This is a genomic window from Acetobacter sp., assembly GCF_022483985.1.
Taxonomy (GTDB): Bacteria; Pseudomonadota; Alphaproteobacteria; order Acetobacterales; family Acetobacteraceae; genus Acetobacter.
Genome location: NZ_JAKVME010000001.1, coordinates 680,035 through 703,671 on the forward strand (window position 1 = coordinate 680,035; position 23,637 = coordinate 703,671).

The 23,637-nt window shown below is 58.8% G+C and carries 21 protein-coding genes and 1 tRNA gene; 10 read left to right on the plus strand and 12 right to left on the minus strand.

Features of this window, described 5'->3' with window-relative positions; genetic code table 11:
- Window positions 1–150: 150 nt before the first annotated feature.
- A complete protein-coding gene (dld, locus tag LKE90_RS02960; RefSeq protein WP_291490786.1) occupies window positions 151–1,863 on the minus strand; it encodes a D-lactate dehydrogenase in 1,713 nt (570 codons plus the stop codon).
- 288 nt (window positions 1,864–2,151) lie between these two features.
- A complete protein-coding gene (locus tag LKE90_RS02965) occupies window positions 2,152–2,637 on the minus strand; it encodes a hypothetical protein (protein ID WP_291490787.1) in 486 nt (161 codons plus the stop codon).
- A gap of 89 nt (window positions 2,638–2,726) precedes the next feature.
- On the opposite strand from LKE90_RS02965, the gene prmC reads away from it, so the two are divergent.
- The gene (prmC, locus tag LKE90_RS02970; protein WP_291490788.1) at window positions 2,727–3,593 is read left to right on the plus strand and encodes a peptide chain release factor N(5)-glutamine methyltransferase; all 867 of its coding nucleotides are present in this window, start codon (window positions 2,727–2,729) and stop codon (window positions 3,591–3,593) included.
- 59 nt (window positions 3,594–3,652) lie between these two features.
- Here prmC and LKE90_RS02975 read toward each other — a convergent pair whose 3' ends face one another.
- Entirely contained in the window at window positions 3,653–4,855 is a 1,203-nt protein-coding gene (locus tag LKE90_RS02975) for a D-alanyl-D-alanine carboxypeptidase family protein (protein WP_291490789.1), read from the minus strand.
- Window positions 4,856–5,183: 328 nt separating this feature from the next.
- Here LKE90_RS02975 and clpS point away from each other — a divergent pair, with 328 nt between their 5' ends.
- Window positions 5,184–5,504, plus strand: coding sequence for an ATP-dependent Clp protease adapter ClpS (gene clpS, locus LKE90_RS02980; RefSeq protein ID WP_291490790.1), 321 nt, complete (start codon window positions 5,184–5,186; stop codon window positions 5,502–5,504).
- Window positions 5,505–5,680: 176 nt separating this feature from the next.
- On the opposite strand, the gene LKE90_RS02985 is transcribed toward clpS, so the two are convergent.
- Window positions 5,681–6,022 (minus strand): TIGR02300 family protein, encoded by a 342-nt coding sequence (locus tag LKE90_RS02985; protein ID WP_291490791.1) that lies wholly within the window; start codon window positions 6,020–6,022, stop codon window positions 5,681–5,683.
- Window positions 6,023–6,265: 243 nt separating this feature from the next.
- Between LKE90_RS02985 and LKE90_RS02990 the strand changes: the two genes are divergently transcribed.
- From LKE90_RS02990 to LKE90_RS03015, 6 genes are all read left to right on the plus strand, one after another.
- Window positions 6,266–7,447, plus strand: a complete 1,182-nt coding sequence (locus LKE90_RS02990) for a transglycosylase SLT domain-containing protein (RefSeq protein WP_291490793.1) — start codon at window positions 6,266–6,268, stop codon at window positions 7,445–7,447.
- Between the two features lie 126 nt (window positions 7,448–7,573).
- Window positions 7,574–8,497 (plus strand): tRNA pseudouridine(55) synthase TruB, encoded by a 924-nt coding sequence (truB, locus tag LKE90_RS02995; RefSeq protein WP_291490794.1) that lies wholly within the window; start codon window positions 7,574–7,576, stop codon window positions 8,495–8,497.
- A 15-nt stretch (window positions 8,498–8,512) separates the two neighbouring features.
- Window positions 8,513–8,782, plus strand: coding sequence for a 30S ribosomal protein S15 (gene rpsO, locus LKE90_RS03000; protein ID WP_010667834.1), 270 nt, complete (start codon window positions 8,513–8,515; stop codon window positions 8,780–8,782).
- Between the two features lie 329 nt (window positions 8,783–9,111).
- A complete protein-coding gene (pnp, locus tag LKE90_RS03005) occupies window positions 9,112–11,259 on the plus strand; it encodes a polyribonucleotide nucleotidyltransferase (RefSeq protein ID WP_291490983.1) in 2,148 nt (715 codons plus the stop codon).
- Between the two features lie 135 nt (window positions 11,260–11,394).
- Window positions 11,395–12,813, plus strand: a complete 1,419-nt coding sequence (locus tag LKE90_RS03010; protein ID WP_291490795.1) for an NAD(P)H-dependent flavin oxidoreductase — start codon at window positions 11,395–11,397, stop codon at window positions 12,811–12,813.
- Between the two features lie 33 nt (window positions 12,814–12,846).
- On the plus strand, window positions 12,847–13,488 hold the full coding sequence (locus tag LKE90_RS03015; RefSeq protein WP_291500988.1) for a LolA family protein: 642 nt from the start codon (window positions 12,847–12,849) through the stop codon (window positions 13,486–13,488).
- Between the two features lie 569 nt (window positions 13,489–14,057).
- Here the strand turns inward: LKE90_RS03015 and LKE90_RS03020 are convergent.
- Window positions 14,058–14,132 (minus strand) — tRNA-Val (locus LKE90_RS03020).
- A gap of 112 nt (window positions 14,133–14,244) precedes the next feature.
- Here LKE90_RS03020 and LKE90_RS03025 point away from each other — a divergent pair.
- Entirely contained in the window at window positions 14,245–15,156 is a 912-nt protein-coding gene (locus LKE90_RS03025) for an N-formylglutamate amidohydrolase (protein ID WP_291490797.1), read from the plus strand.
- Here LKE90_RS03025 and LKE90_RS03030 read toward each other — a convergent pair whose 3' ends face one another.
- From LKE90_RS03030 to thiO, 5 genes are all read right to left on the minus strand, one after another.
- Complete coding sequence (locus LKE90_RS03030) at window positions 15,157–15,627, minus strand: hypothetical protein (protein WP_291490798.1); 471 nt, start codon at window positions 15,625–15,627, stop codon at window positions 15,157–15,159.
- A gap of 162 nt (window positions 15,628–15,789) precedes the next feature.
- Window positions 15,790–16,413 (minus strand): thiamine phosphate synthase, encoded by a 624-nt coding sequence (locus LKE90_RS03035; RefSeq protein ID WP_291490799.1) that lies wholly within the window; start codon window positions 16,411–16,413, stop codon window positions 15,790–15,792.
- The gene (locus tag LKE90_RS03040; protein WP_291490801.1) at window positions 16,410–17,180 is read right to left on the minus strand and encodes a thiazole synthase; all 771 of its coding nucleotides are present in this window, start codon (window positions 17,178–17,180) and stop codon (window positions 16,410–16,412) included. The genes LKE90_RS03035 and LKE90_RS03040 overlap by 4 nt, the downstream gene beginning before the upstream one ends.
- Window positions 17,181–17,184: 4 nt before the next feature.
- Window positions 17,185–17,382, minus strand: coding sequence for a sulfur carrier protein ThiS (gene thiS, locus LKE90_RS03045; RefSeq protein WP_291490802.1), 198 nt, complete (start codon window positions 17,380–17,382; stop codon window positions 17,185–17,187).
- 97 nt (window positions 17,383–17,479) lie between these two features.
- Window positions 17,480–18,451: a glycine oxidase ThiO gene (gene thiO, locus LKE90_RS03050; protein WP_291490803.1), complete on the minus strand. Its 972-nt coding sequence runs from the start codon at window positions 18,449–18,451 to the stop codon at window positions 17,480–17,482.
- A gap of 254 nt (window positions 18,452–18,705) precedes the next feature.
- Between thiO and LKE90_RS03055 the strand changes: the two genes are divergently transcribed.
- Complete coding sequence (locus LKE90_RS03055) at window positions 18,706–19,845, plus strand: hypothetical protein (protein WP_291490804.1); 1,140 nt, start codon at window positions 18,706–18,708, stop codon at window positions 19,843–19,845.
- A gap of 21 nt (window positions 19,846–19,866) precedes the next feature.
- On the opposite strand, the gene LKE90_RS03060 is transcribed toward LKE90_RS03055, so the two are convergent.
- Window positions 19,867–20,550, minus strand: coding sequence for an RluA family pseudouridine synthase (locus tag LKE90_RS03060; protein ID WP_291490805.1), 684 nt, complete (start codon window positions 20,548–20,550; stop codon window positions 19,867–19,869).
- A gap of 135 nt (window positions 20,551–20,685) precedes the next feature.
- Window positions 20,686–23,601, minus strand: a complete 2,916-nt coding sequence (locus LKE90_RS03065) for an FtsK/SpoIIIE family DNA translocase (protein ID WP_407066025.1) — start codon at window positions 23,599–23,601, stop codon at window positions 20,686–20,688.
- Window positions 23,602–23,637 lie beyond the last annotated feature (36 nt).

Consider the following 23,637-nt stretch of genomic DNA (forward strand, 5'->3'; position numbering starts at 1 on the left):
CTTGTTTGGATGGCAGAAAACGGCGGCAGTAGTTTTTCACAGAACATTGGTGTTTTGGAGTAGCAAGTGCCCTGAGCTTTCTGTCCCGACAGGAGGAAAAGCGGCTGCAAAAAATACGATAGCAGCCACTTTGCTTCGGTAATATTCTACTCAAACGCTCTCCGCCACCCAGTTCTTCCGTTTCGTCGCCTTGCCGATCCCCGGATTCATGCAGTTGCACGGATCAAGCGAGCGGTAATGATCCAGCATTTCCCGCGGAGCTTCGTAGAGGTGACCGACATTGTGCTCGGCAGGATATTTCGCGCCTCGGGTATCCAGACCGGGCAGCATCGAGTGCTCGACTGCGACGGCATCGTAACCCTTTTTCACAACATAATCCTGATGCATCACATGACACAGGAAATGGCCGTAATAGAGTTTGACGATCAGCTTGTCTTCAATCTCCTGCGGCAGTGTCTCGAACCATTCACGGTCATTGCGACGCAGGGCGACATCGAGTGCTACGATATCTTCTGCTTCCTGATGATGCACGGCGCGGTAACGGATCGCGGCGCCCGCTGCGGCAAAGCGATGCAGGAAGGCGCGTTTACCCTCATCGGCGGTGCATTCGAAAAACGCTCCGGAAGCCTTGCCGAAGAAGTCCGTCAGATAAGCCTGCACTGGACCTGTGAGATCGGCTGATACTTTCAGCATCAGATGATGTTCGAACCGGTCACGATAGTTCAGCATCCGTTGCGGAAGCTGCTGAGGCAGAAGAGCGCTCAGGGCCTGCATCGCCCGATCGCTGAAATGCTCTGGCAGGAAGCCGAGTTTTTTGGCGTAGATATCGAACCGTGATTTCATGGCGAACATTTTCGGCAGGACTTTCGTGCCGAAATAGCGAATGACCGCAAACGTATCCTTGCCGTATTTCTCAGCAATGTTGAAGGCGTCGCGGTGGATGTATTCACCGGCGATCGGCAACGTATCAAAGCCGGTCAGCAGATGACGGCGCAGATCTTCCAGTTCATCGGTGCTGTTGGTGCCGATATAGAAAACACTGGTGTTTTTCTCGGCGGGAAACGTATCGAGACGCACAGCGAACGTAACAAGCTTGCCCGCGCAGCCAGCAGCTTCGTGCCAGCGCGCCGGGTCGGCATTGAAGCGGGCAGGGGTGTCGGCGTCGATTTCGCGGACATGATTGATGTAATTGCCGTCATGGCCGCGGCCGGCGTTCCAGTCGATATCGGTTTCCGAGAAGCTGCCTTCTTCCAGCTTGCGGAGCATGGCTTCCGGATCATTGCCAAGCTGGATGCCCAGATGGTTGACGAGGTGAAGCTGTCCATCCTCTCCCACCTGTCCGAAAATCGCCATTTCAGTATAGGCCGGTCCGCGCTGAACAAGCGCACCGCCGGAATTGTTGCTGACACCACCCAGAACCGATGCGCCGATACAGGAAGAACCGATCACCGAATGAGGTTCACGCCCGATCGTGGCCAGCTTGCTTTCCAGTTCGTACAGTGTCGCACCGGGCAGACAGACGACCTGCCTGCCGCCACCGATCAGATGCGAGCGATCCAGACGCAATGTGCTGATCAGCACGATATCACGGTCATAATTGTTGCCATCTGGCGTGGAGCCGCCGGTCAGGCCGGTATTGGCCGCCTGCATGATGATGATCTTGCCGTCATCGGTGCAGGCTTTCGCCACGCGCCAGAGTTCCACAAGCGAGCCGGGCTGCACGACTGCAAGCACCCTGCCAGCCCCAAAGCGAAAACCATGCGTAAACTGATAGGTAGCGGCGTCGCCAGTCATGACATGTTCATGGCCGGTTATGGTTTTCAGAGAGGAAACAAGCTCGGGGCTGTTCTGGGGAGAAGACATTAAGAAAGACCTTGAGATCGTTATGTTCTTGTCGGTCGTCATCATAGAGCGCCGTGTGCAAGAAAGGCAGTGCTGTGAGAGAGGCTCTGTATATTCTTTCGATATGGCAGATGGAGGAAAAGGTGGGGTTTGCGTCTGGAAAAGCGAGAGGTTCGTTTGCTCGCAGAGTTAGACCAGCCTGATTCCGGTTCGGCTCAGCAGGGTGAAAAACACATCTTCTGGCCGATCATACGGAAGGAAATTCCAGACTGCGCCCCTCATCCTGCAATGGTTACGGCGTGATACAGGTCAGCTTGTCGCGACCGTGCAGGCGCCTTTACGTCCCGGTTCGTGCTCGGCCGTTGCAGGTGACGAGGGATCGATCAGATAAAAGTCCGTAAAATTCTCGGCCCCCATCGCCTGAAACACATGACCGTTCGGGTCGTGCAACGTGCCCTGACTGGTGACGAGGTGGGTCTCGGTCTTTCCTTCGGCATTTCGTATTACGATCTCGCCGCAGAGCGCGTAGGTGTAGGACGGTTTATCAGGCACAGTGATGACGGCGCGGCGTTGCGGCGTTTTCTCGTCCAGTACCATGGTGGCGACCAGATCACCGTCGATATAGAGGCGGGAAGTTTCCGAAATCTCCTGTGTCGCCTTGCCATCCTCCACGACAAACTGGGCGGCCCGGGCTGAGCCGCTCGTCAGGGCGGTCAGCAGCGCCAGCAGGCAGGCCGCTTTGAGATGGCTGGAGATGTGAGGGCGAGAAAAGCCCGAAAGAGTGCGTGCAGTCATGAAACTGTGTCTCTCCGGTAGTGAGATGCTCGCCATCAACCGGCGATGTGTGCGAAAACCGATGTCATGAAACAGCTTTATAATACATTATGACACACCCAGACGATAGCCGGGCAGGGGGGCTGATTGGTTGGGCGACGGCGTATCTTGCTGAACGCGGTATCGAGCAGGCTCGCAGGGAAGCGCGTCTGTTGTTTGAACTGGCTTATGGCAGGGAAGTCAGTTGGCAACTGACTCATGCCGATGAAAGCATGCCCGAACCAGATGTGTTCGTCGATTTCGTGCGACGTCGCGGGGCAGGTGAGCCGATGGCGTATCTCAGTGGTAAAAAGGGATTCTGGACGCTCGACCTGGAAGTCACGCCCGATACCCTGATCCCGCGTGGTGACACGGAGACGCTCATAGAAGCGCTCCTTCGACACCGTCCAGACCGTCGGTCTGTAACGTCCGTTCTGGATCTCGGAACAGGGAGCGGCTGCCTGCTTTTGGCTGCGCTCAGCGAGTACCCGCAGGCGCTCGGTATCGGGGTGGACCGTAAGGAAAGAACTGCCCGACAGGCGCGGAAGAATTCGGCTCTGAATAATCTGGCCTCACGGGCGGATTTTGTGGTGGCTGACTGGAGCGATCCGTTGAACTCCCGTTTTGACGTGGTTCTTTCCAACCCGCCCTATATTCCCAAGGCCGACATTCCCGGCCTGATGAAAGACGTGGTGGCTTATGAGCCCGGCGCGGCGCTTGATGGCGGTGAGGACGGTCTGGATGCTTACCGCCAGATCATTCCCCGTCTGTCGGATCTGCTGGAGCCGCACGGATTGGCCATTCTGGAGTTCGGGATCGGTCAGGAAGAGGATGTGGCAGGTATCGCTCGAAAAGCGGGCCTGTCTGTTGTGGAGCACTGTTCTGATCTGGCGGGGATTATTCGGGCCATCGTCCTGTCGCCTCAGGTCCATTCATAGACGCAGAGTCGGCTGACGTTCAGAGGATGAGTGCCGCCGCATCTAGCAACACCAAGTGTTCAGGTCTTGGAACGGTGGTGGGGCCGGGCTGCATTGTGCAGTGAATGGGCAGCGTCGCTGCCTTTGGCGTGCTTTGTGATGGGTGAGCGGGCGACGACATAGTGGATGATGCCGAGTTTTCTGAGGCGACCACCACGCGGTGCTTCAGCAACCTGAAGCGGCTGCTTCTTTCCCAGTCCACTTGCTGCATAGAGACGCAGTTCATGCCGTCGGGATGCGGCGCTGCTGTTGCGGGCTATGACAAGCGGTCTCGGGGCGATTGCTCTCCTCTCGACCGGTGCGACACCTTCATCCTGAAAGCCCTGATCCATCAGGTCAGCCATCGTGCGGGTGCGCTCAGCGTTGGAGGAAGCGCCCATGACGACACCGACCAGCCGGACATTTTCACGGATGGCCGAGGCAACGAGGTTGAGGCCAGCCTGTGCCGTGTAACCCGTCTTCATGCCGTCAGCGCCCGGATAGAAACGCAGCATCGGGTTGTGGTTCGGAATTTCACGACCATGATAATAGAAAACGGGCGTGGAGAAGTAATGGTAGTCCTCGGGAAAGTCGGAAATCAGACGACGCCCGAGCGTCGCGAGGTCACGTGCGGTCGTGACCTGATCCGGATCGGGCAGGCCGGACGCATTGCGAAAGGTTGTGGATGCCATGCCAAGCGCGTGCGCCTGCGCGGTCATCATGGCGGCGAACCGCACTTCATCTCCGCCGACCAGTTCACCAAGAGCACAGGCGGCATCGTTGGCTGATTTGGTTACGAGGCCGAGAATGGCCTGCTCTACTGTAATATAGGAGCCCGGCATCAACCCCAGCTTGGACGGCTCGCGTGTGGCGGCTCTTACGGAAACAGGCACGGCCTGATCCAGAGAAATCTGTCCGTTACGCAGCGCCTGAAACGCCATGTACAGTGTCATCAGCTTTGTGAGACTGGCCGGGTAACGCTGAAGGTCTGGATTGATCTGCGCCAGTACTGTGCCGGTGCGTGCGTCCTCGATGAAAGCGCTGATATGCCCGACATACTGCGCCTGTGCAGAATCGACGGCAAAGACAGACGAGAGAATGAGCGAGGCTGCCAGCCCCTTGCGGTGCACGTCTTTGAGAACCGACAATATATTGATTTTATGGAAAAATTTATCGGATTTGGGACGTGCGGAACCGTCATTCACTTCGGAGGAGCGGGCCGGGAATCCAAAGTTCTTTTTCATGGCGGAGCGCACAACAATCCTGATGGGTGTTTGGAGAAGAGCTTAGCAGTGCCGACTCCATCGTCTAGAGGAAAAATTACTAATATTTCGGAAAATACAAGGCGATCCGGGTTTTTATGAGCAACAATTTTTTAAGAAGATTGACGGCAGGGTGGCAGGGTCACTCTGTGAACAACGCAGACTGACTATCCGAAAGGGTTCCGCTGGCCCTGTCCCTGATTTTTTGTTTCCTTGCGAAGTCGAGCGGTTTAGAGAAGCACGACAGGCGCGGTGGCCCAACCTATCCAGCGGGAGAGCGTCGGAACCGTGCAGCAGCCGAGTGAGTTTCATGACGGAGAATTCAGAAGACAACACATCGGATATCGGTGTTCTGGTCAGGGCGGTTCCCAAGACCAGAAAGCCGTCGATGTACAAGGTTCTCATGCTGAATGACGACTACACGCCCATGGAATTCGTCGTGCATGTGCTGGAACGTTTTTTTAACAAAAGCCGTGATGAAGCCACCAACATCATGCTGCATGTGCACAAGAAGGGCGTGGGGGTCTGCGGCGTCTTCACTTACGAGGTTGCGGAAAGCAAGGTTTCCCTCGTCATGGATCTGGCGAGACAGAACCAGCATCCGCTTCAGTGCACCATAGAGCGCGACTGAAACAGCCATCACCCTATGTCTTCAATTGTATCGAAATGATGGGTTTAACCGGACCCGTCCCGGTGCCTGACGTGTCGCTCTGACCGCAGAGGCACTACATCCTTCAAAAATCTGAACGGATTTCAGTCAGGAGAAACGGGACCTGTCGCGTTGGACAGGCCCCGCTCAGTCACGACTCAGGAGTCGTGTTCGTCCTTTTCGGACGGTACATCGATGTCCGAGCTGATGTCATCGGCGTCGTCATCCAGATCGGACGTATCCTCAATGACGTCATCATCATCGTCATCGTCGTCCGTCACGATGTCGAGATCATCATCAACGTCATCTTCTCCGGCGGTTGGCTTGGGAGCCTTTACGGGAGTGGAAGGAACGATCTCGCCCGTACGCTTGAGACGGGGCACTTCAGCCGGCTGGTCAGCCCCACATTTCGGGCAAACAGCCGGATCTTTATTGAGGTCATAGAAACGCGCACCACACGAGACGCAGACGCGTTTGAAACCGAGTTCGGGCTGGGCCATATGAAACCTGTCGAATTGTATTCGTGGCAGGGGACGCGAATCCCCAACGGTATATGGTGCGACCAGAAGACCCGCACGCAATCTAAGGGCAGGGCACATGCCAGTTCAGGCAGTGTGCGTCAACCGAGGAAACGTCCTTCGTATAGCGGCATAAGACAAGTCCGTCTCATTTTAGCCTTAATTTTCCATTGGCATACACACGTGTAATGTCGGGGTGTGTCCATTCTTTCAAGGGGGCTCGTGATGAGTCGGGGGCAGGCTGTAATCTTTCGGTCCATGACGCTGGGGGTCATGCTTGGCCTCGCGGCATGCAGCGGCAGTTCCCGGCCGGGTGGAAGTCCATCGCAATGGGGGCGGGGGGATTATACGCCGCCCGGTCCCGCCAGCGACCCCTGGGGGCCATATATCCGTGAGGCGGCCAATCGCTTCACTGTTCCGGAGCAGTGGGTCCGGGCGGTCATGCATCAGGAATCGGGTGGCCATGAATATCAGAACGGTCACCTGACCCGCTCCGGTTCAGGCGCGATGGGTCTGATGCAGCTCATGCCCGCCACATGGTCGGAACTGGCTGCGGAGTTCGGGCTCGGTGACGATCCTTACGAGCCGCATGACAACATCATGGCTGGCACCGGCTATATCAGACAGCTTTATAACAGGTTCGGTTCACCGGGCTTCCTTGCGGCCTATAACGCCGGCCCCGGGCGTCTGGAACAGTATCTTGAAAACGGCGGCTCTCTACCCGACGAAACGGTGAATTACGTCGCCTCGATCAGCCCGAATCTTGGAGACGCCGTCCCTGCCGTGACGACGGCTGCATCCCCCGTCATGGTGGCCAGCGCCAGAACTGCTGCGCCAGCCTACGCCGCTACCCGGAACACTGTCGCCCAGAACGTCGCTGTTGCTGGTCCGGTCGCACGAACGTCCGACGGCTGTCTACGTAATGTCGACGCCGCTTACGATCCGTCAAACTGTCTGGTTGATCGTGATGTACCGCATCCCGACCCTGTCGAACCGCTCACAGCGCCCCAGCCCGTCATTGAAGTGGCCTCGGCGCCGCCCGTTGCAGCGCGCCAGCAGGCGCTGCCCGTCGAACTGGCCAGCTATGTCGAGCCCGGCTCGGCGCGTTCCGCTCCGGCCTACCATCTGACGCCTGTTACCTACACGCATCCGGCGTCCGGCGGCGGCTGGGCCGTGCAGGTGGGCGCTTTCTCATCCGGCTCTGATGCGAGAGTCGCGCTGGAGCAGGCGCAGGCCATCATAGGCAGAAAAGGTGACGCCAGCCCTGTCGTCACCAAGGTTTCTCCGGCGGCAAAATCCCTCTATCGGGCGCGTCTGGTCGGATTTGCCGCGCAGGACGCAACAACAGCCTGCCGCATCCTGCACAGTCATGCCGTGGCCTGCTTTGCGGTTCCCCAGTCGACCTGAGCGCTCATCGGCTGATACCGGTGCTGATACCGGTCTGGCAGGCGTTGCGATCTGGTCTATGCTCGGCTAGACCCGCGCCTTTCCGGGACTGATTTGTCCGGTCACGGGCAATCGGGAGTTGCAGGAATGGCGCGTAACCGTGTTCGCAAGGGGCGACCTCTGGATGGCTGGCTGGTCATAGACAAGCCGACCGGCATGACATCGACCGCCGTGGTGACTATTCTCAAGCGCGCCTTCAATGCCCAGAAAGTCGGTCACGGAGGCACGCTCGACCCTCTGGCAACCGGCCTCCTGCCAATCGCCATGGGCGCTGCGACCAAGACGGTTCCCTACATCATGGACGGCACCAAGCGGTATCACTTCACTCTGAAACTGGGTGAGGCGCGTGACAGTGACGACGCCGATGGCAATGTAACTGCGACATCCGATGTGCGGCCAACTGACGATCAATTACGGCAGGCGGCGGCGGACCTGACTGGCGACATCATGCAGGTGCCTCCGGTGTTTTCCGCGCTGAAAGTGGCAGGCGAGCGCGCCTACGACATGGCGCGTGATGGTCGTCCGCCGGAACTTCCGCCCCGTCCGGCACGGATTGACCGTTTCGTGCTGATCGATCGTCCGGATGCTGACCACGCGGTGTTCGAAGTTGAATCGGGCAAGGGCGTCTATATGCGCTCTCTGGCGCGCGATGTGGCGCTGGCCTGTGGAACGGTCGGCCATATCGCGGTCCTGCGTCGCCTGCGTGTAGGCCCTTTTACGGAAGCCGATGCGATTTCACTGGACAAAATCACCGGGAGCGCCGAAGAAGGCCCCGCTTCGCCGGAACTGCTACGTCCGGTATCGACCGCGCTGGCCGACATCCCGGCGGTGGCCCTGATGCCTGATGAAGCAGCGCTTATCCGACATGGTCAGGCTCTTGGCCTGATGGACTTCATCGACCGTATCCCCGAGACGGGACCGGATGACGTGGTCCGCATGATGGACGGGGAAGTGGTCTTGGGTCTGGGACGCCTTGAGGAAGGGTGGCTCAAACCTGTTCGTTTGCTTTGATATTGGGAGACGACGATGTCGATTACCGCAGAACGCCGCACGGCGCTGATTGAAGAATACCGCACAACCCCGACCGACACGGGTTCACCGGAAGTGCAGGTTGCGATCCTTACGGAGCGCATCAACAACCTGACCGAGCACCTGAAGACCCACGCGAAGGATTTCCATTCCCGCCGTGGTCTGCTGGTGATGGTGGGTAACCGTCGCGGCCTGCTCGACTATCTGAAGCGCAAGAGCCAGCAGCGTTACGAGACGCTGATCGGTCGTCTGGGTCTGCGTCGCTGATCACAGGGTCAGGCAAAAGGCGGAATGGCAGTCAATCTGCTGTTTTCCCTTCGCCGATAATCCTGTAAAGGTTCGCCCGGGGTTCCGCTTTTGGAGCCTCGGGTTTTTTGCGTCCGGATGGTCCGGACGTGGAACTGCGCCGTTTCGCATGCGCGGGAGCCGGGCTGACCACGGCGTTTCAGGCCACATGGCGTTCTGACGTTTTCGTCAGCCACCATGCCGTCCGAGACGCTGTCTGCATCCGGTTTCTCAAATCCCGGGAAGCAAGGGCCGCCATCAGGTCCGAACCGGGGCTGTCGCTGGGGATGGCCGAAAGGTTTGAAGTAAGAATGTTCAATTATTTCCGTAAAGAAATTGAATGGGCAGGTCGCCCGCTGATCCTTGAGACCGGCAAGATCGCCCGTCAGGCAGATGGCGCTGTTGTCGTCACCTATGGCGAGACGGTTGTCCTTTGTACGGCCGTTGGCGCCAAGACCGTGAAGCCGGGACAGGATTTCTTCCCGCTGACCGTCAACTATCAGGAAAAAGCTTACGCCGCAGGCAAGATTCCGGGTGGTTTCTTCAAGCGTGAAGGACGTCCGTCCGAAATCGAGACGCTGAATTCCCGTCTGATCGATCGTCCGATCCGTCCGCTGTTCCCGGAAGGGTTCCGCAACGAGGTTCAGGTCATTACGACGGTCCTCAGCCACGACATGGAAAACGATCCGGCCATTCCGGCTCTGATCGGCGCGTCAGCCGCGCTGACCCTGTCCGGCATTCCGTTCTTCGGTCCGGTTGCCGGTTGCCGTGTCGGCTACGCCAATGGCGAATACGTGCTGAACCCGAGCATCGACGACATGAAAGAGAGCGATCTCGATCTTGTCGTTGCTGGTACGTCCGAGGGCGTGCTGATGGTGGAATCGGAGGCCAGCGAGCTTTCCGAGTCCGTCATGCTTGGCGCTGTGAACTTCGGTCACAAGGCGTTCCAGCCGGTCATCGACGCGATCATCGCTCTGGCTGAACACGCTGCCAAAGCGCCGTGGGAAATGGAAGGTCCGAGCAAGGAAGCCATCGCTCTTCGCAAGAAGGTCGACACGCTGGGCCGCAAGCTGCTTGCCGCAGCCTATAAGGAAAAGGCCAAGCAGGCCCGCTACGAGAAGGTCGCGGCCGCCAAGAAGACGGTCATCGAGAAGCTGGTTGCAGCCGATCTGGATGCTGAAGCGGCCAAGCCGATGCTGAAGGATCTTGAGGCCGATATCGTGCGGAACTCGATCCTCGACACGGGCCTGCGTATTGATGGTCGTGACCTTGTCACGGTTCGTCCGATCGTCTCCGAAGTCGGTATCCTGCCGCGTGCTCACGGTTCAGCGCTCTTCACCCGTGGTGAGACGCAGGCACTGGTGATCGCGACGCTCGGCACGGGTCAGGACGAACAGGTTATCGACGCGCTTGAAGGCGAATACCGTACCAACTTCCTGCTGCACTACAACTTCCCTCCGTTCTCGGTTGGTGAATGTGGTCGCACGGGTTCGCCGGGTCGCCGTGAAATCGGCCATGGAAAGCTGGCATGGCGAGCCATCCACCCGCTGCTGCCGACGAAGGCCGAGTTCCCTTACACCATGCGCGTCGTGTCAGAGATCACGGAAAGCAACGGTTCGTCCTCGATGGCGACCGTTTGCGGCACCTCGCTCTCCCTGATGGATGCCGGTGTTCCCCTGAAGCGTCCTGTTGCCGGTATCGCGATGGGTCTCATCAAGGAAGATAGCGGTTTCGCCGTGCTGTCCGACATTCTTGGCGACGAGGATCACCTCGGCGACATGGATTTCAAGGTGGCCGGAACCGAAGCGGGTATCACCGCGCTTCAGATGGACATCAAGATCACGTCCATCACGCCGGAGATCATGGAAATCGCTCTGGAGCAGGCCCGTGGCGGTCGTCTCCACATTCTTGGCGAGATGTCGAAGGCTCTGACGGAAGGTCGCGAAGGTGTCTCCTCCACGGCACCGAAAATCACCACGATGAGCGTGCCCAAGGAGAAAATCCGCGACGTGATCGGAACGGGCGGCAAGGTCATTCGTGAGATCGTCGAATATTCCGGCGCGAAGGTCGATATCGGCGATGACGGCACGATCACCATTGCGGCGTCGTCCGATGAGCAGGCCCAGAAGGCGATTTCCCGGATCAACGGCATCGTTGCCGAGCCGGAAGTGGGTCGCATCTATGACGGCAAGGTTGTGAAGACCGCTGATTTTGGCGCGTTCGTGAACTTCCTCGGCGCCAAGGACGGTCTGGTGCACATCTCCGAACTGGCTCAGGGACGGGTGAACCGTACCACGGATGTCGTCAAACAGGGTGACGCCGTAAAGGTGAAGGTCATCGGTTTTGACGACCGCGGCAAGGTGAAGCTCTCCATGAGGGTTGTGGATCAGGCCACAGGCGCCGATATCACAGCAGATGTCGGGGAGAAGCCGGCACGCGCACCGCGCCGCGAGGACTGAAGTCTTCTGATGGGTTGAAGTGGGGCGGGCGTTACGACTCTGGGGTCGTAACGCCCGTTTCTCTATGGCGCGTGAAGCTGCATCGGGTTAAGACGCCCATGTTTGCGGCACGAACAGGCATGATAACGGGACAGCATGAAGTCGATTAACGCAGTTAGGTTGGGGGGCGCTGAAGTCCTGCCTCTGGTTGAGGGTGGAAAAGGCGTTTCCGTTTCGACGGGTGAATCCGCCGGGGCTTGGGCCGCTGCGGGCGGTGCTGGCACGATCTCTGTCGCCAATGCAGACAGTTATGACGAGAACGGTAAGGTCGTTCCCCAGACCTACAAGGGACGGACCCGTCGGGAGCGTCAGGAAGAACTGATCGACTATGCCATCAGGGGTGGCATTGCTCAGGCGCAAATCGCCCACGAGCGCTCAGACGGCAAAGGACGTATCCACGCCAATATTCTCTGGGAAATGGGCGGTTCCGAGCGGGTTATCGAAGGCGTTCTGGAAGGAGCCAAAGGGCTGATTCACGGCCTGACCTGTGGTGCGGGCATGCCTTATCGCCTGTCCGAAATCGCCATGAAATTTGGCGTGCATTACTACCCGATTGTTTCGTCGGCGCGCGCTTTCAACGCTTTATGGAAACGGGCCTACAGCAAGGCATCCGAACTTCTTGGCGGCGTGGTGTATGAGGATCCCTGGCGTGCGGGAGGCCATAACGGTCTCTCCAATACGGAAAACCCGCTTGCGCCGGAAGATCCGTACCCTCGTGTCCTCGCATTGCGGACACTGATGAGGACGTTCGGGCTTGGCGATACGCCGATCATCATGGCCGGTGGTGTGTGGTGGCTTGAGGAATGGCAGGACTGGATCGACAATCCCGAGCTGGGACCAATCGTTTTCCAGTTCGGCACACGTCCGCTTCTTACGCAGGAAAGCCCCATTCCAGAGGCATGGAAGGCGCGGCTGCTGACCCTGAAGGAAGGGGATGTCTACCTCAATCGCTTTTCTCCGACAGGGTTTTATTCTTCTGCCGTGAATAACAGCTTCATGCAGGAACTGCGTGAGCGCTCCGAGCGTCAGGTCGCTTACTCTTCGGAGCCGGTGGGTGAGCTGGTGGCCCGCTATGGCGTGGGCGCACGCAAGCGCGAGGTCTTTGTGACCGAAGCAGACCTGCTGCATATCAAGGCCTGGGAAGCAGCAGGTTTCACGGAAGCTATGCGTACGCCTGATTCCACCCTGATTTTCGTGACGCCGGACCGTGCACAGGAAATTCTGGCCGATCAGGTGGCCTGCATGGGCTGCCTGTCCGAATGCCGCTTTTCCAACTGGAGCCAGCGGCCGCCGGAATACAGTAATGGACGCAGAGCCGATCCGCGTTCCTTCTGCATTCAGAAAACGCTCCAGACGATCTCTCACGCCGAGGGGCCGGATCAGGCTGAAATTGCTGACAACAATCTGATGTTCGGTGGCACCAACGCCTGGCGCTTTGCAACGGACCCGTTCTATTCGAATGGCTTTGTGCCGACGGTTAAACAGCTTGTCGAACGGATCATGTCCGGACGCTGACAGGTATTTGATGAAATGAAGAGGCCATCGACCATGCTGTTTCAACAGAAAAGCGCCACTCTGCTGCGGACTGTTTTTCTGGCGGGCGGCATGCTCATGGCCTCGTCCATGACGTTGCTCGATACGGCTCGCGCGGAATCCGCGCTTTCACCCGTTGATCAGGGATGGGTCGCCCGCGTTCAGGACACGATGAACGCAGTCACCACGATGAAAGGTCGTTTTGAACAGGTTGCGCCGGATGGTCAGCGCACGACTGGCACAGTCTGGCTGGCGCGTCCGGGAAGGATGCGGTTCGAGTATGACAAGCCAAGCCCGCTTCTTCTGGTCGCCAATGATGGGAAGGTGGTTTTCCGCGATACCCAACTTGATCAGACCACAGAAATTCCGTTGGAACGCACTCCTCTCGGCCTGCTGCTCAGTGAGCATGTTTCACTGACCGGTGATGTAACAGTGACGGATTTCAGGCGTCAGGCTGGCACACTCCAGATATCGGCCGTCCGCACGGCTGCTCCGGGAGAGGGAACACTGGTCATGCTGCTGTCCGAACAGCCGCTGAGCTTGCAGGGCTGGACCGTGATTGACGCGCAGGGCAGGCAGACAAGGGTGGTTCTGTCCGATGTAAAGCAGGGAGTGAGGGTCTCGGACACTCTCTTCGCGCTTCCCCGCGAGAACTGACGTCTTATCGGAGTTTTGCCGAAGCTCTGACATGTAATTTTATAAATTGCTGTTGTCCGGCAGTGACGGCACGGCATCCTACGTGCGGGTGGGTTTGTTGCGAATGTCGGTTCAAGTAATCGCGTGAACAAAACTAACGGCCCGTTTGAAGCTGCTGATGGAACGCGTCGGGCTTTCGTGTCGCTTAACCGATAGCGAATGAGGCGGGGCAGCGTAGGGTCGTTTGATGTGTGGACCTACCGCCAAGATTCACCCGTTCAAGGTCCGCTCGATCTCAAAGGACCGCTCCGCTGATGGTCACGGGACTTACCGAGTGTCCATTGCGATCCGGAACAGCCGCGTCGTGCGGACGACGTATTTCGGGCCGAGTGCAACGTTTGAGGGCAGGGATGGGGTGTGTGCCGGGGTGGTGCGGGGGGATGAGCGGCGGTACGGATTTGGCACGGATTTATCCGCGTCGATTAGACCTACATAAACCGATATGCACCAAAACAACTCGCCGAAGAGAATGCGCAATAAGGCTGTGTGTATGTAAGTATCTGAGAATGTTTTGATTTTCACCGAACAGATGGTGGGCGCAACAGGGATTGAACCTGTGACCCCTACCATGTCAAGGTAGTGCTCTACCGCTGAGCTATGCGCCCATCTGTTCGGTAAGCGGGCTTTTAAAAGAGCTCCGCGAAGAAGGCAAGCCCATGCGGGAAAAATAGTGTAGCCTGTCGGAACGATCTCAATAATCCCTTGTCCCGAGTGCTTATGCTGGACCAATCAGGCGCTGTTTTCAGCGATTCCCTCAACACCAGAGAAGAAGACGCGTCTGCCGGTTTCCACGCGAATCCGCCTGTGACTGTTGTGCGCCCATCCGGCAAATCGATACCGCTCATCATCTCATCTCCTCACTCGGGACGCGATTACTCTTCCAGCTTCCTTGCTCAGGTCAGACTGCCGCTTGAGGTCTTGCGAAGTGGTGAGGATTTTCACGTTGATACGCTCGTGGCGTCCGCCCCTGCGCATGGAGCGACCCTGCTGTCCGCTACGTTCCCGAGAGTCTTCTGCGATGTGAACAGGGCCTCGCTCGATCTCGACCCTGCCATGATCGCCGGAGCCGAGGAGGAAGCGCTCAGTCCTTCAGCCCGTGGGCGTGCTGGACTGGGTAGCGTTCCCGTCGTTGTTTCCGGGGGGAGGCAGCTCTATGCCGGAAAACTCTCCATAGCCGAGACCTCTGCCCGTCTGAGACGCTACTGGCATCCATACCATGCCGAACTCCGTAAGCTGATTGACGAGCTGAAGGAGAAGCATGGTTTCTGTGTCCTGCTCGACATGCATTCCATGCCGGCGGGAGTAGATGGCTCGAAGGCTGACTGTGTGATTGGCGACTGTTTCGGCGCATCGAGCGAAGTGCATTACGTGCAGGCGCTGGCCCGCAATCTGCTGGCCCAGAATATGAAAGTAGCCCGCAATCATCCGTTCGCTGGTGGTTTCATCACCAGCCATTATGGTCAGCCGGCTGAAGGGGTCAGCGCCATACAGCTTGAGATGAATCGCGCGCTCTATGTGAGCCGGAGAACCAATGGCGGCTCTGGCCTCAATCCCCGTTTTTCCCGGAAAATCGAGCAGGTTATCTCGGATATGGCGGCTTATGTCGCACAGTGCATGGAGATGCGCTGATCAGAGCGTGCGCACCATGATTCTGAAAGCCGTGGCGAAATGTACATCCGCTGCGTCAGTGGCGTCCTGATTGAGGCGGATATCAACTGTTGGTTGGGAGGTCAGATAAATCTGACAGCTTCCGCTCTCGACCTGATCCAGATGGCCGGTCACGCAGACTGCGTGGTGGGAAGTCAGCGCACTGCGCAGAACAGGTGTGCCCGCCCCGTTGGCGGAGACGACAGCGACAAAAGTGTTGTGGTTGAGGTCATCGAGGCGGACCGCAAACGCATGCATGGTAAGACCGATGTTTTGCGAAGTGTCTGAAAAAGCCTTTCTGATCTGCTGGGCTTCCTGCTCAGAGCCGGATACTGCGGGATTGTAGACAACCGCTACCGCGATCTCCCCTTTCGGGGGTGGCACAACGAAATGCAGCGCCTCCCCAAGGATGCTGACATCCTTGGAATCAAAAGCTTCCGCACATGTAGGCATGGCGAGGAAAAGTCCACAACACAGGCCCCATGTGGCAGCAAATCTGGCAGTCTTTCTTGAGACGGGTATCAACTGCACGACTTTCGATCCGACCAACTGGCAGGATAATCAGTCAGAGCTATTGAAGAACATTTAAACAGTCGCCGGTGCGCTGGAGTATTGTTATTTCGCAATGTTTTTTTCTGTTATCGACAACCATGCCGCAATCCGTGCTTCAGGATCAGGCGCAAGAATGAAGTCGGAAACTGCGGAAACACAGTCCGCGCCCGCCGCGATGCACTCCGGCGCACGGTCGAGCGTCACGCCGCCGATCGCGACCAGAGGAAGATCACCAATTCTCCGCCGCCATTCGGTCAGTTTTTCAGTGCCTTGGGGACCAAATGCCATCTTCTTGAGCCGTGTCGGCCAGATCGGTCCCAGAGCGACATAGTCTGGCTTTGCTGTCAGAGCGCGCTCCAGTTCCTCTACGCAGTGCGTGCTGATGCCGAACCGGATACCTGCTTTCCGGATGGCGCCGAGGTCCGCTGTGTCGAGATCTTCCTGACCCAGATGCAGCCAGGGCGCGCCACACAGAATGGCTTCCTGCCAGAAATCGTTGACGACCAGCGATACGCCATGCCGTTCGGCAAAACGCAGCCCTTCTTTCAGTTCCTCAATGAGCGCCGCACCTGTTTTGTCCTTGATGCGGAGCTGGATGAAGCGTGCGCCAGCCGCGCCGAGACGATCAACCCAGAAAGCCCGGTCCACGACAGGATAGATGCGCTGGGGGAGAGGGGCATGGGTCATGCGAGGACAGGCTTTCCGAGCAGGGGAGTGGAGGGAACCGCCATGTCGCGTTCCGCCATAGGGTCAGCCTCACGGGCCAGAGCACCGGCTTCGACAGCCAGACTGAAGGCGCGGGCCATGGCCACCGGGTCACCTGCCTTGGCGACGGCGGTGTTGATGAGCACAGCGTTATAACCAAGTTCCATGGCCTGCGCGGCATGCGATGGCACACCGATTCCGGCATCGACGACAAGCGGGACATCCGGAAAATGGGCGCGGAGCGCGCGCAGTCCGAACACATTGTTCAGCCCTTTGCCCGAGCCGATCGGAGCGCCCCACGGCATCAGCACCTCGCAGCCTGCCGCAAGCAGCCTTTCCGCCACAACAAGATCTTCCGTCGTGTAGGGAAAAACCCTGAATCCTTCAGACGTCAGGATACGGGCAGCTTCCACGAGACCGAACACATCCGGTTGCAGCGTATCGGACTCGCCGATGACTTCCAGTTTGATCCAGTCCGTCTCGAACACTTCGCGTGCCATGTGGGCCGTGGTGACGGCTTCCTTGACCGTGTGACATCCCGCCGTGTTGGGCAGCACGGGAACGTCCAGTTCGCGGATAAGGGACCAGAAGGCCTGACCCGCTTTCTGACCAGCGGATTCACGGCGGAGCGAGACGGTGATCACGCCTGCCTGCGCCGCCTTCACGGCAGACGCGAGGATGTCGGGGGAGGGGTACTGGGCCGTCCCGAGCATCAGCGGAGAGGAAAGCGTCGTTCCGTAAAATTTCATTGGTTTATCCACCCTGCATGGGGGCGACGATTTCAATCTTCATCCCCTCTGCAATGGTCAGGTGAGCACGACGGGACGCTGGCACGAAGTCGCCATTCACGGCGGTAGCGATCCGTGCTCCCTTCAGGCCGAGTTCATCGACAAGAGCCGCGAGGGTGGAAGCGCTCACCTCGCGGGCTTCGTCATTGACCAGAATGTTCATGTCAGCCTCCCTGAGCAGAAGTCGTCACCTGCACGGTTCATGAGTCGCTTGGACATCACTTGGGACTTTCGGGGAAAGCACGCAAGTCACAGGTCTTTCAAGAATCGAATACGAATCTTTCGACCTGTTCGCCCAGCCACGGCGACAGAAGATAGCCGTGCCGATACATGCCGTTGACGAAAATGGTCTGGTTTTCCTGCGTCACAAGCGGCACATTATCCGGATAGGAGGGTCTCAGCCCTGTTCCGATATCCACGATCTCGGCTTCCGCGAAACCGGGGTGAAGCGTCCACGCCGCGTTCAGCAGTTCGCTCATCGACCGGAGTGTGACCGGTCCGTCATTCTCGCTTTCGATCATTGTCGCGCCGACCATGAACAGGTGGTCGGCACGAGGCACTATATAGATGGGGATACGGGGATGCAGCATCCGCACGGGCCTGTGCAGCGCCACGTCCGGGCAGCGCAGCAGAAGCATCTCTCCTCTCACGCCTCTGAGCGAGGAAAGTTCCTGCCTTGCGCGCAGGCCTGTCGCATCGACTGTCCAGTCGAAAGAGACATCCGTTGGTATTTCCGGAGTATTCAACAACAGGCGACCGCCCAGTTCGTTTACCAGACGACCAGCAAGCGCGGGGAGCGCCTGACGTGGATCGAGATGACCTTCTTCCGGAAAGAAGAGCGCTTTCTGAAAACGGTCGGCCAGATCCGGCTCCAGTTCCCCGATTTCCTGTGGACCGATTTCCCTGAAATGGCTGGTGCGGCGTCCAAATCGGGGAATCTCCGCCGTATCGCGGGGAGGGGCGACCACAAGGCTACCGTTGGATTGCACATCAGGCACGTTGGCGCGCCACCAGGCGAGGGAACCGATCGAGCGTTCGGTTACTTCTGGCGGTGCTGACTCGGCTTCACACCACGGAGCCAGCATGCCTCCCGCCATCCAGGACGCGCCGGAGCCGACTTTCGGTCCGGCCTCGGCCAGAGTGACACGCGCCCCTCTGCTTGCCAGCCTGACGGCGGCGACAAGACCTGCGACGCCTGCGCCGCGCACCAGAATGTTTTGAGGGCGTGTCATGAGGGCCTCCCTTGCTGACAGAGCCGAAAATGTGCGCCACGATGACGACCTTCCGGCAGTTTGTTAAGGGGGACCATCGCCTGTCGGCAGGACGCCTGCCTCAGTTCGCCCGTTCTGCGGCGATCTTTTTGAATTTTTAGCGAAAAAAACCGATAATCGGGAGGAGTTGCTGACTCATTGATCATGCGTTCAGGTTGTAACGATCTGAGGATTTGTTATTAAGTTGCCCAGATAAGCCCGTCGGAGAACATGGAATGACTGAACCGGTAACACCACCGCATCTTGCTCCCTCCGATCTGGCGAATAATGAAAGAGCCGTCGCTTATTACAATGAGCATGGCTGTGACACTGTCGAGAAGGCGTTTTATCTCGCCAATATTCTCCATACCGACCGGTGTGTCGCGGAAGCGGCCCGCGTTTATCACATCGGGTATGAACTTCATTCCAAATCACCGGACCAGCACCCCGGGGCGCATATCCTGCTGCATGTCAGCCTTCTGTGTCAGTTGAAAGCGGGTCTGCCGCTCGATCCGGCGGATATGGATGCGCTCCGCTCCCTGTCGCTCCCGCTCTATAATTACATTCTGGGCATTCAGACGGCATGGACGACAGGCGATCTGATCAAGGCCGCCCGCATCATGGGGAACTGTTACGACGAGTTCCACACGGGCGAAGAGTGTGACAGGCTTTATCTGGAGATCATGAATCGCCTCTACACCGAGCAGACGCGTAACGGTGTGGCCGACAGCCGGGTGCCGGGCGCGCTCATTCCTCGCAAGATTTTCATGTACTGGGACAAGGAAACGCCGGACGAGGTTGAGCGGAACTTCGAATATCACCGCAACCTCAAGGGCGTTGAGGTCAAGACTTTCAATCAGGAAGAAGCGGCTCAGTGGCTGTATGACGTTTATGGCGTCGAGGCCCGCAATCTGTTTCTGAGCACCCGTCACCCTGCCGAGGCGGCCGACTTCCTTCGCGCCCACGTCATCCAGAAGCTGGGTGGCTGGTGGCTGGACGCCGACATCCGCATCCGTTCGGAAGAGGTGTTCTTTGAGCGGCTGTCACATCACCATTCGCACGTGTTCCTGCTGACGCATGACAGCGTGGTGCATAACGACTTCTTCGGTTCGGTCGCGAACAGTCCGATTCTGGAAGACGTTCTGCTGTCGCTCTATCGCAACTGCTATCTCCATCCGGGTCTGTATATCCCCTACAAGACTGGCCCGGGTGTGTTCGAGCGCGCCCTGAACCGCACGTTCCATGCGGATTTCATGCGGGTGCGTCCGATCCCGTCCATGATCGTGTATGACAACCACGTCTTCTCCGAGATCATCGAAGAACTACATGTGGACTACAAATTTCAGGGTAAGTCCTGGCACGCCGTCAGCAACTGACCGGCTCATCCAGAAAGGGTATTATCCGGCAGGCGGGTGATACCCACAGCGTCGCAAGGCGGCCTCCATATGGAGCGGCGGCGGCGCGACAGCCCTGATCGGCGTGGGAAGCTGCAACGTCAGCTCCCGACTCAGCAACTGTAGCGGACCGGACCCGGAGCGCTTTTCTTCGGCATAGATCGGGTCATCCAAGATCGGGGTTCCCAGCAGGGCGCAGTGAATGCGTGCCTGATGGGTCCGGCCTGTGTGCAGCGTCAGTTCGACCCATGAACAGACGCCATCCGTACCCAGACGTCTCAATGTCGTCCGCGCGCTCTGTCCGTCTGGAGCGCCGCACATTCTCCATCCACCAGACTTCGTGCTGATCTTTTTCAGAGGCTCATCAATCTCAGCCGTTTCCGGAGAAACGCCCTGCACGATGGCCCAGTAGATCTTGCGGGTCCGGCCTTCCGAAAAGCAGGACTGCATCGCCAGCAACGTCTGTTTGCGCAGGGCGATGGCAAGGCAGCCCGCAGTGTCGGCATCCAGCCGATGAGCAAGCCACGGACCGTCTTTCCTCCTGCTCATCAGGGGAAACCAGTCTTCAACGCTGGGGCCACCGCGTGGTCCGGGATGCACCGGCAAGCCGGCGGGCTTGTTGATGATAAGCGCCTGATTGCTTTCATAGAGCATTTCAAACGGGAGCGTTGGGGAAAGACCCGTCATGACCGTTTACTCATTTTCAGCACCGGGGAAAGCTTACGCCCTGTGCTCAGGAAGCGCGCTCTGAGCACAGAAGGAGGCGCTGTTCCACTGAGTGCGTGCCCAGTGAAACAGCGCCATAAGAGGATGGCAGACGCGTCAGTCTTCTGCGCCACGTCCGATCAGCACCTTCCGGCGGCCGACATGATCCGCAGCCGTCACGATGCCGTTCTTCTCCATCTGTTCGATGAGTTTGGCGGCGCGGTTATAGCCAATCGAAAGATGACGCTGCACGAAGGAAGTGGACGCCTTGCCTTCACGGATCACGATGGCGACCGCCTTGTCATACAGACCGGATGAATCGCCATCTCCGCCGCTGCTTCCGGCATCGAAAGTTCCGGCGGCGCTGTCATCCTCGCGTTCTGAGATGACGTCCTCGTCGTAAATCGGCTCGCCCTGTTCACGCAGGAATTCGACAGTCGCCTCGACTTCACTGTCAGCCACAAATGGGCCGTGTACACGGGTGATGCGGCCACCGCCCTGCATGAAGAGCATGTCGCCCTGACCCAGAAGCTGCTCAGCGCCCTGTTCGCCAAGAATCGTGCGACTGTCAAACTTGCTGATCACCTGAAAGGAAATGCGCGTCGGGAAGTTGGCCTTGATGGTGCCGGTGATCACATCCACGGATGGACGCTGCGTCGCCATGATGACATGAATGCCCGCCGCACGGGCTTTCTGCGCGAGACGCTGGACGGCGGCGTCGATTTCCTTGCCCGCCGTCATCATCAGGTCGGCCATCTCGTCGATGACCACCACGATGAAGGGCAGGGGATCGAGCGTGAGGGACTGTTCTTCGAAAATCGGGTTGCCGGTTTCCGGATCGTAGCCGGTCTGGACGCGGCGTGTGACTTCCTCTCCGCGTTCACGAACCTGCGCGGCACGCTCGTTATAACCGGCGATGTTACGGACCTGTAGATGCGCCATGGCGCGATAGCGACGGTCCATTTCCCGCACGACCCATTTCAGGGCGGTGACGGCCTTGTTCGGCTCCGTCACAACAGGCGTGAGCAGGTGAGGGATGCCGTCATAGATCGACAGTTCCAGCACCTTCGGGTCGATCATGATCAGACGGCACTCATCCGGCGAATGCCGGAAAAGCAGCGACAGGATCATGGCGTTGATCCCGACGGACTTACCCGAGCCGGTCGTTCCGGCGACCAGCAGATGCGGCATCTTCGCGAGATCGCCGAAGACGGGTTCGCCTTCGATGTCCTTGCCGAGAGCCAGTTCCAGCCGGGAGGTCGTGTTCACCCATTCCGGACATTTGAACAGTTCCGAAAGATACACGGTTTCGCGGGTCGCGTTCGGGACTTCGATACCGATGACATTACGACCGGGGACCGTGGCGATGCGGACGCTGAGCACGGACAGGGAGCGGGCCACATCGTCCGCCAGTCCGATGACGCGGGCTGCACGGATACCGGGGGCTGGTTCAAGTTCGTACAGCGTGACGACAGGACCGGGGTGCAGATCGACAATCCGCCCCTGCACGCCGAAATCCGCCAGAACCGTTTCGAGAAGCCGGGCGTTACCTTCCAGCATTTCCCGCGACGGCGCCATGGCGGCGCGGGAGGCCGGTGGCAGTTTCAGCAGGGAGACAGGCGGCAGAACCCAGCCCTGCGATGCTTTTGCTGCTTCTCGTCGGCCTGCCGACGCACTGCCATCACTCTCCGAACGCCCGCCGAACAGCTTGGAGAGCAGGGATTTCCGGCCTTCGCCTTCAGCGGAAGCGCCATGACCGGCAGACTGCGTGACGGGTTCAGGGCGGGTGACGGGCTGCTGATTTTCCGGTTGTGCGGGAACTGGAGGCTGCAAGTCAGACAGGTCGGCCGGTTCGTCCCTGTAGGCAGAGAGACGCTCGGTTGGCGGAGGGGCATCATTCACCGGGCCGGGCAGGGCGTAGACAGGCTCGTCCTCGTTGACGGTGTTGGCGGGCCTGCGGCCGGTCGGGCGGTTGGCTGGGGGCGATTCCGGCGAAGGCGCCAGAAGGGCGAGATCGGTTCCCGTCGGCGCCACGCTTCTGGCAGCGGCAGGCTGCCTTGCCGTCTCGGAACGTGGCGGTGGTGGTGCGAAGCGGGTTTCCTGCGCAGCCTTCGCGGCAAGATATTGCCCGGCGGATGCGGTGGATGCCTTGGCGCGTCGGGGAATCCACGATCGCCTGCTTCCGTTGTCCTGTTCGGCAAAGCCGGTTTCGGAAGCGACCGTTTCATAGCCGTTTCCGTAATCGGTTCGGGCGTATACGCTCTCCTGCCCCGGAACAACCCGGCGCTGACGCGCAATAATCACTCTCGCGAGGCGACCGGGCTGACGACCGATGAGCAGCATGGTCGCGCCTGTCAGTCGGGCGATGCTGTTCCACTCGTTCCTGTCGAGGCCAAACGCCAGCGCGGCGAGAAGGACGGCCAGCACCAGACCGAGAAACCAGATGATGACGCCGCCCGCAGGCCCTATTGCCGACATCCCGGCGGCGACGGCTTCCCGCGCCACGCTTGCGCCAATGCCTCCGCCGATACCGGCGTCGGAGGGCCATGAAGGCGCGTGAAACGCTGTGATCAGAATGGGGAGGGCCGCCAGCAGGGCTGCCCCCACAGGCAGGAGGAAGCAGAGTGCAAAGGCTCTCAGCACGAAGACACTGAGGCCACGGTGTCGGAAAATTCTCCATCCCCATGCGACGAGGGCGACAATCAGCAGCACTGTGGAGAGACCGACCGCCTGAATGAGAATATCGGCCAGAAAGGCTCCCGGTCGTCCAAGCAGGTTCGTGGGCGCTCTGTCGGTCGATACATCCGGTGAGGGATCGAGAGGATCGTAACTCCAGAAACACACGGTCAGAACAAGCGCCAGAACCCACAGCAGAACGCCGCCGAGTTCATCGCCTCTGCGTTTCAGCGACGTTTTCGTCGTGGCGGATGAAAGGCTGGCTGGAAGGATGCGGCTGATACGCGCCAAGAAACCGGTCCCAAGGTTGCAGTGTTCAAAAGCTGGATGCGTTCGCCTCATACGCTCGCATGACATGCGAACATATCGCGTGCGGTGTGCATCCTAAAGGTG

Coding starts and splice junctions, on each gene's coding strand:
- dld (WP_291490786.1), bottom strand. CDS start 1,863: ATGTCTTCTCCCCAGAACAGCCCCGAGCTTGTTTCCTCTCTGAAAACC.
- LKE90_RS02965 (WP_291490787.1), bottom strand. CDS start 2,637: ATGACTGCACGCACTCTTTCGGGCTTTTCTCGCCCTCACATCTCCAGC.
- prmC (WP_291490788.1), top strand. CDS start 2,727: ATGACACACCCAGACGATAGCCGGGCAGGGGGGCTGATTGGTTGGGCG.
- LKE90_RS02975 (WP_291490789.1), bottom strand. CDS start 4,855: ATGAAAAAGAACTTTGGATTCCCGGCCCGCTCCTCCGAAGTGAATGAC.
- clpS (WP_291490790.1), top strand. CDS start 5,184: ATGACGGAGAATTCAGAAGACAACACATCGGATATCGGTGTTCTGGTC.
- LKE90_RS02985 (WP_291490791.1), bottom strand. CDS start 6,022: ATGGCCCAGCCCGAACTCGGTTTCAAACGCGTCTGCGTCTCGTGTGGT.
- LKE90_RS02990 (WP_291490793.1), top strand. CDS start 6,266: ATGAGTCGGGGGCAGGCTGTAATCTTTCGGTCCATGACGCTGGGGGTC.
- truB (WP_291490794.1), top strand. CDS start 7,574: ATGGCGCGTAACCGTGTTCGCAAGGGGCGACCTCTGGATGGCTGGCTG.
- rpsO (WP_010667834.1), top strand. CDS start 8,513: ATGTCGATTACCGCAGAACGCCGCACGGCGCTGATTGAAGAATACCGC.
- pnp (WP_291490983.1), top strand. CDS start 9,112: ATGTTCAATTATTTCCGTAAAGAAATTGAATGGGCAGGTCGCCCGCTG.
- LKE90_RS03010 (WP_291490795.1), top strand. CDS start 11,395: ATGAAGTCGATTAACGCAGTTAGGTTGGGGGGCGCTGAAGTCCTGCCT.
- LKE90_RS03015 (WP_291500988.1), top strand. CDS start 12,847: ATGCTGTTTCAACAGAAAAGCGCCACTCTGCTGCGGACTGTTTTTCTG.
- LKE90_RS03025 (WP_291490797.1), top strand. CDS start 14,245: ATGCTGGACCAATCAGGCGCTGTTTTCAGCGATTCCCTCAACACCAGA.
- LKE90_RS03030 (WP_291490798.1), bottom strand. CDS start 15,627: ATGCCTACATGTGCGGAAGCTTTTGATTCCAAGGATGTCAGCATCCTT.
- LKE90_RS03035 (WP_291490799.1), bottom strand. CDS start 16,413: ATGACCCATGCCCCTCTCCCCCAGCGCATCTATCCTGTCGTGGACCGG.
- LKE90_RS03040 (WP_291490801.1), bottom strand. CDS start 17,180: ATGAAATTTTACGGAACGACGCTTTCCTCTCCGCTGATGCTCGGGACG.
- thiS (WP_291490802.1), bottom strand. CDS start 17,382: ATGAACATTCTGGTCAATGACGAAGCCCGCGAGGTGAGCGCTTCCACC.
- thiO (WP_291490803.1), bottom strand. CDS start 18,451: ATGACACGCCCTCAAAACATTCTGGTGCGCGGCGCAGGCGTCGCAGGT.
- LKE90_RS03055 (WP_291490804.1), top strand. CDS start 18,706: ATGACTGAACCGGTAACACCACCGCATCTTGCTCCCTCCGATCTGGCG.
- LKE90_RS03060 (WP_291490805.1), bottom strand. CDS start 20,550: ATGACGGGTCTTTCCCCAACGCTCCCGTTTGAAATGCTCTATGAAAGC.
- LKE90_RS03065 (WP_407066025.1), bottom strand. CDS start 23,601: ATGTCATGCGAGCGTATGAGGCGAACGCATCCAGCTTTTGAACACTGC.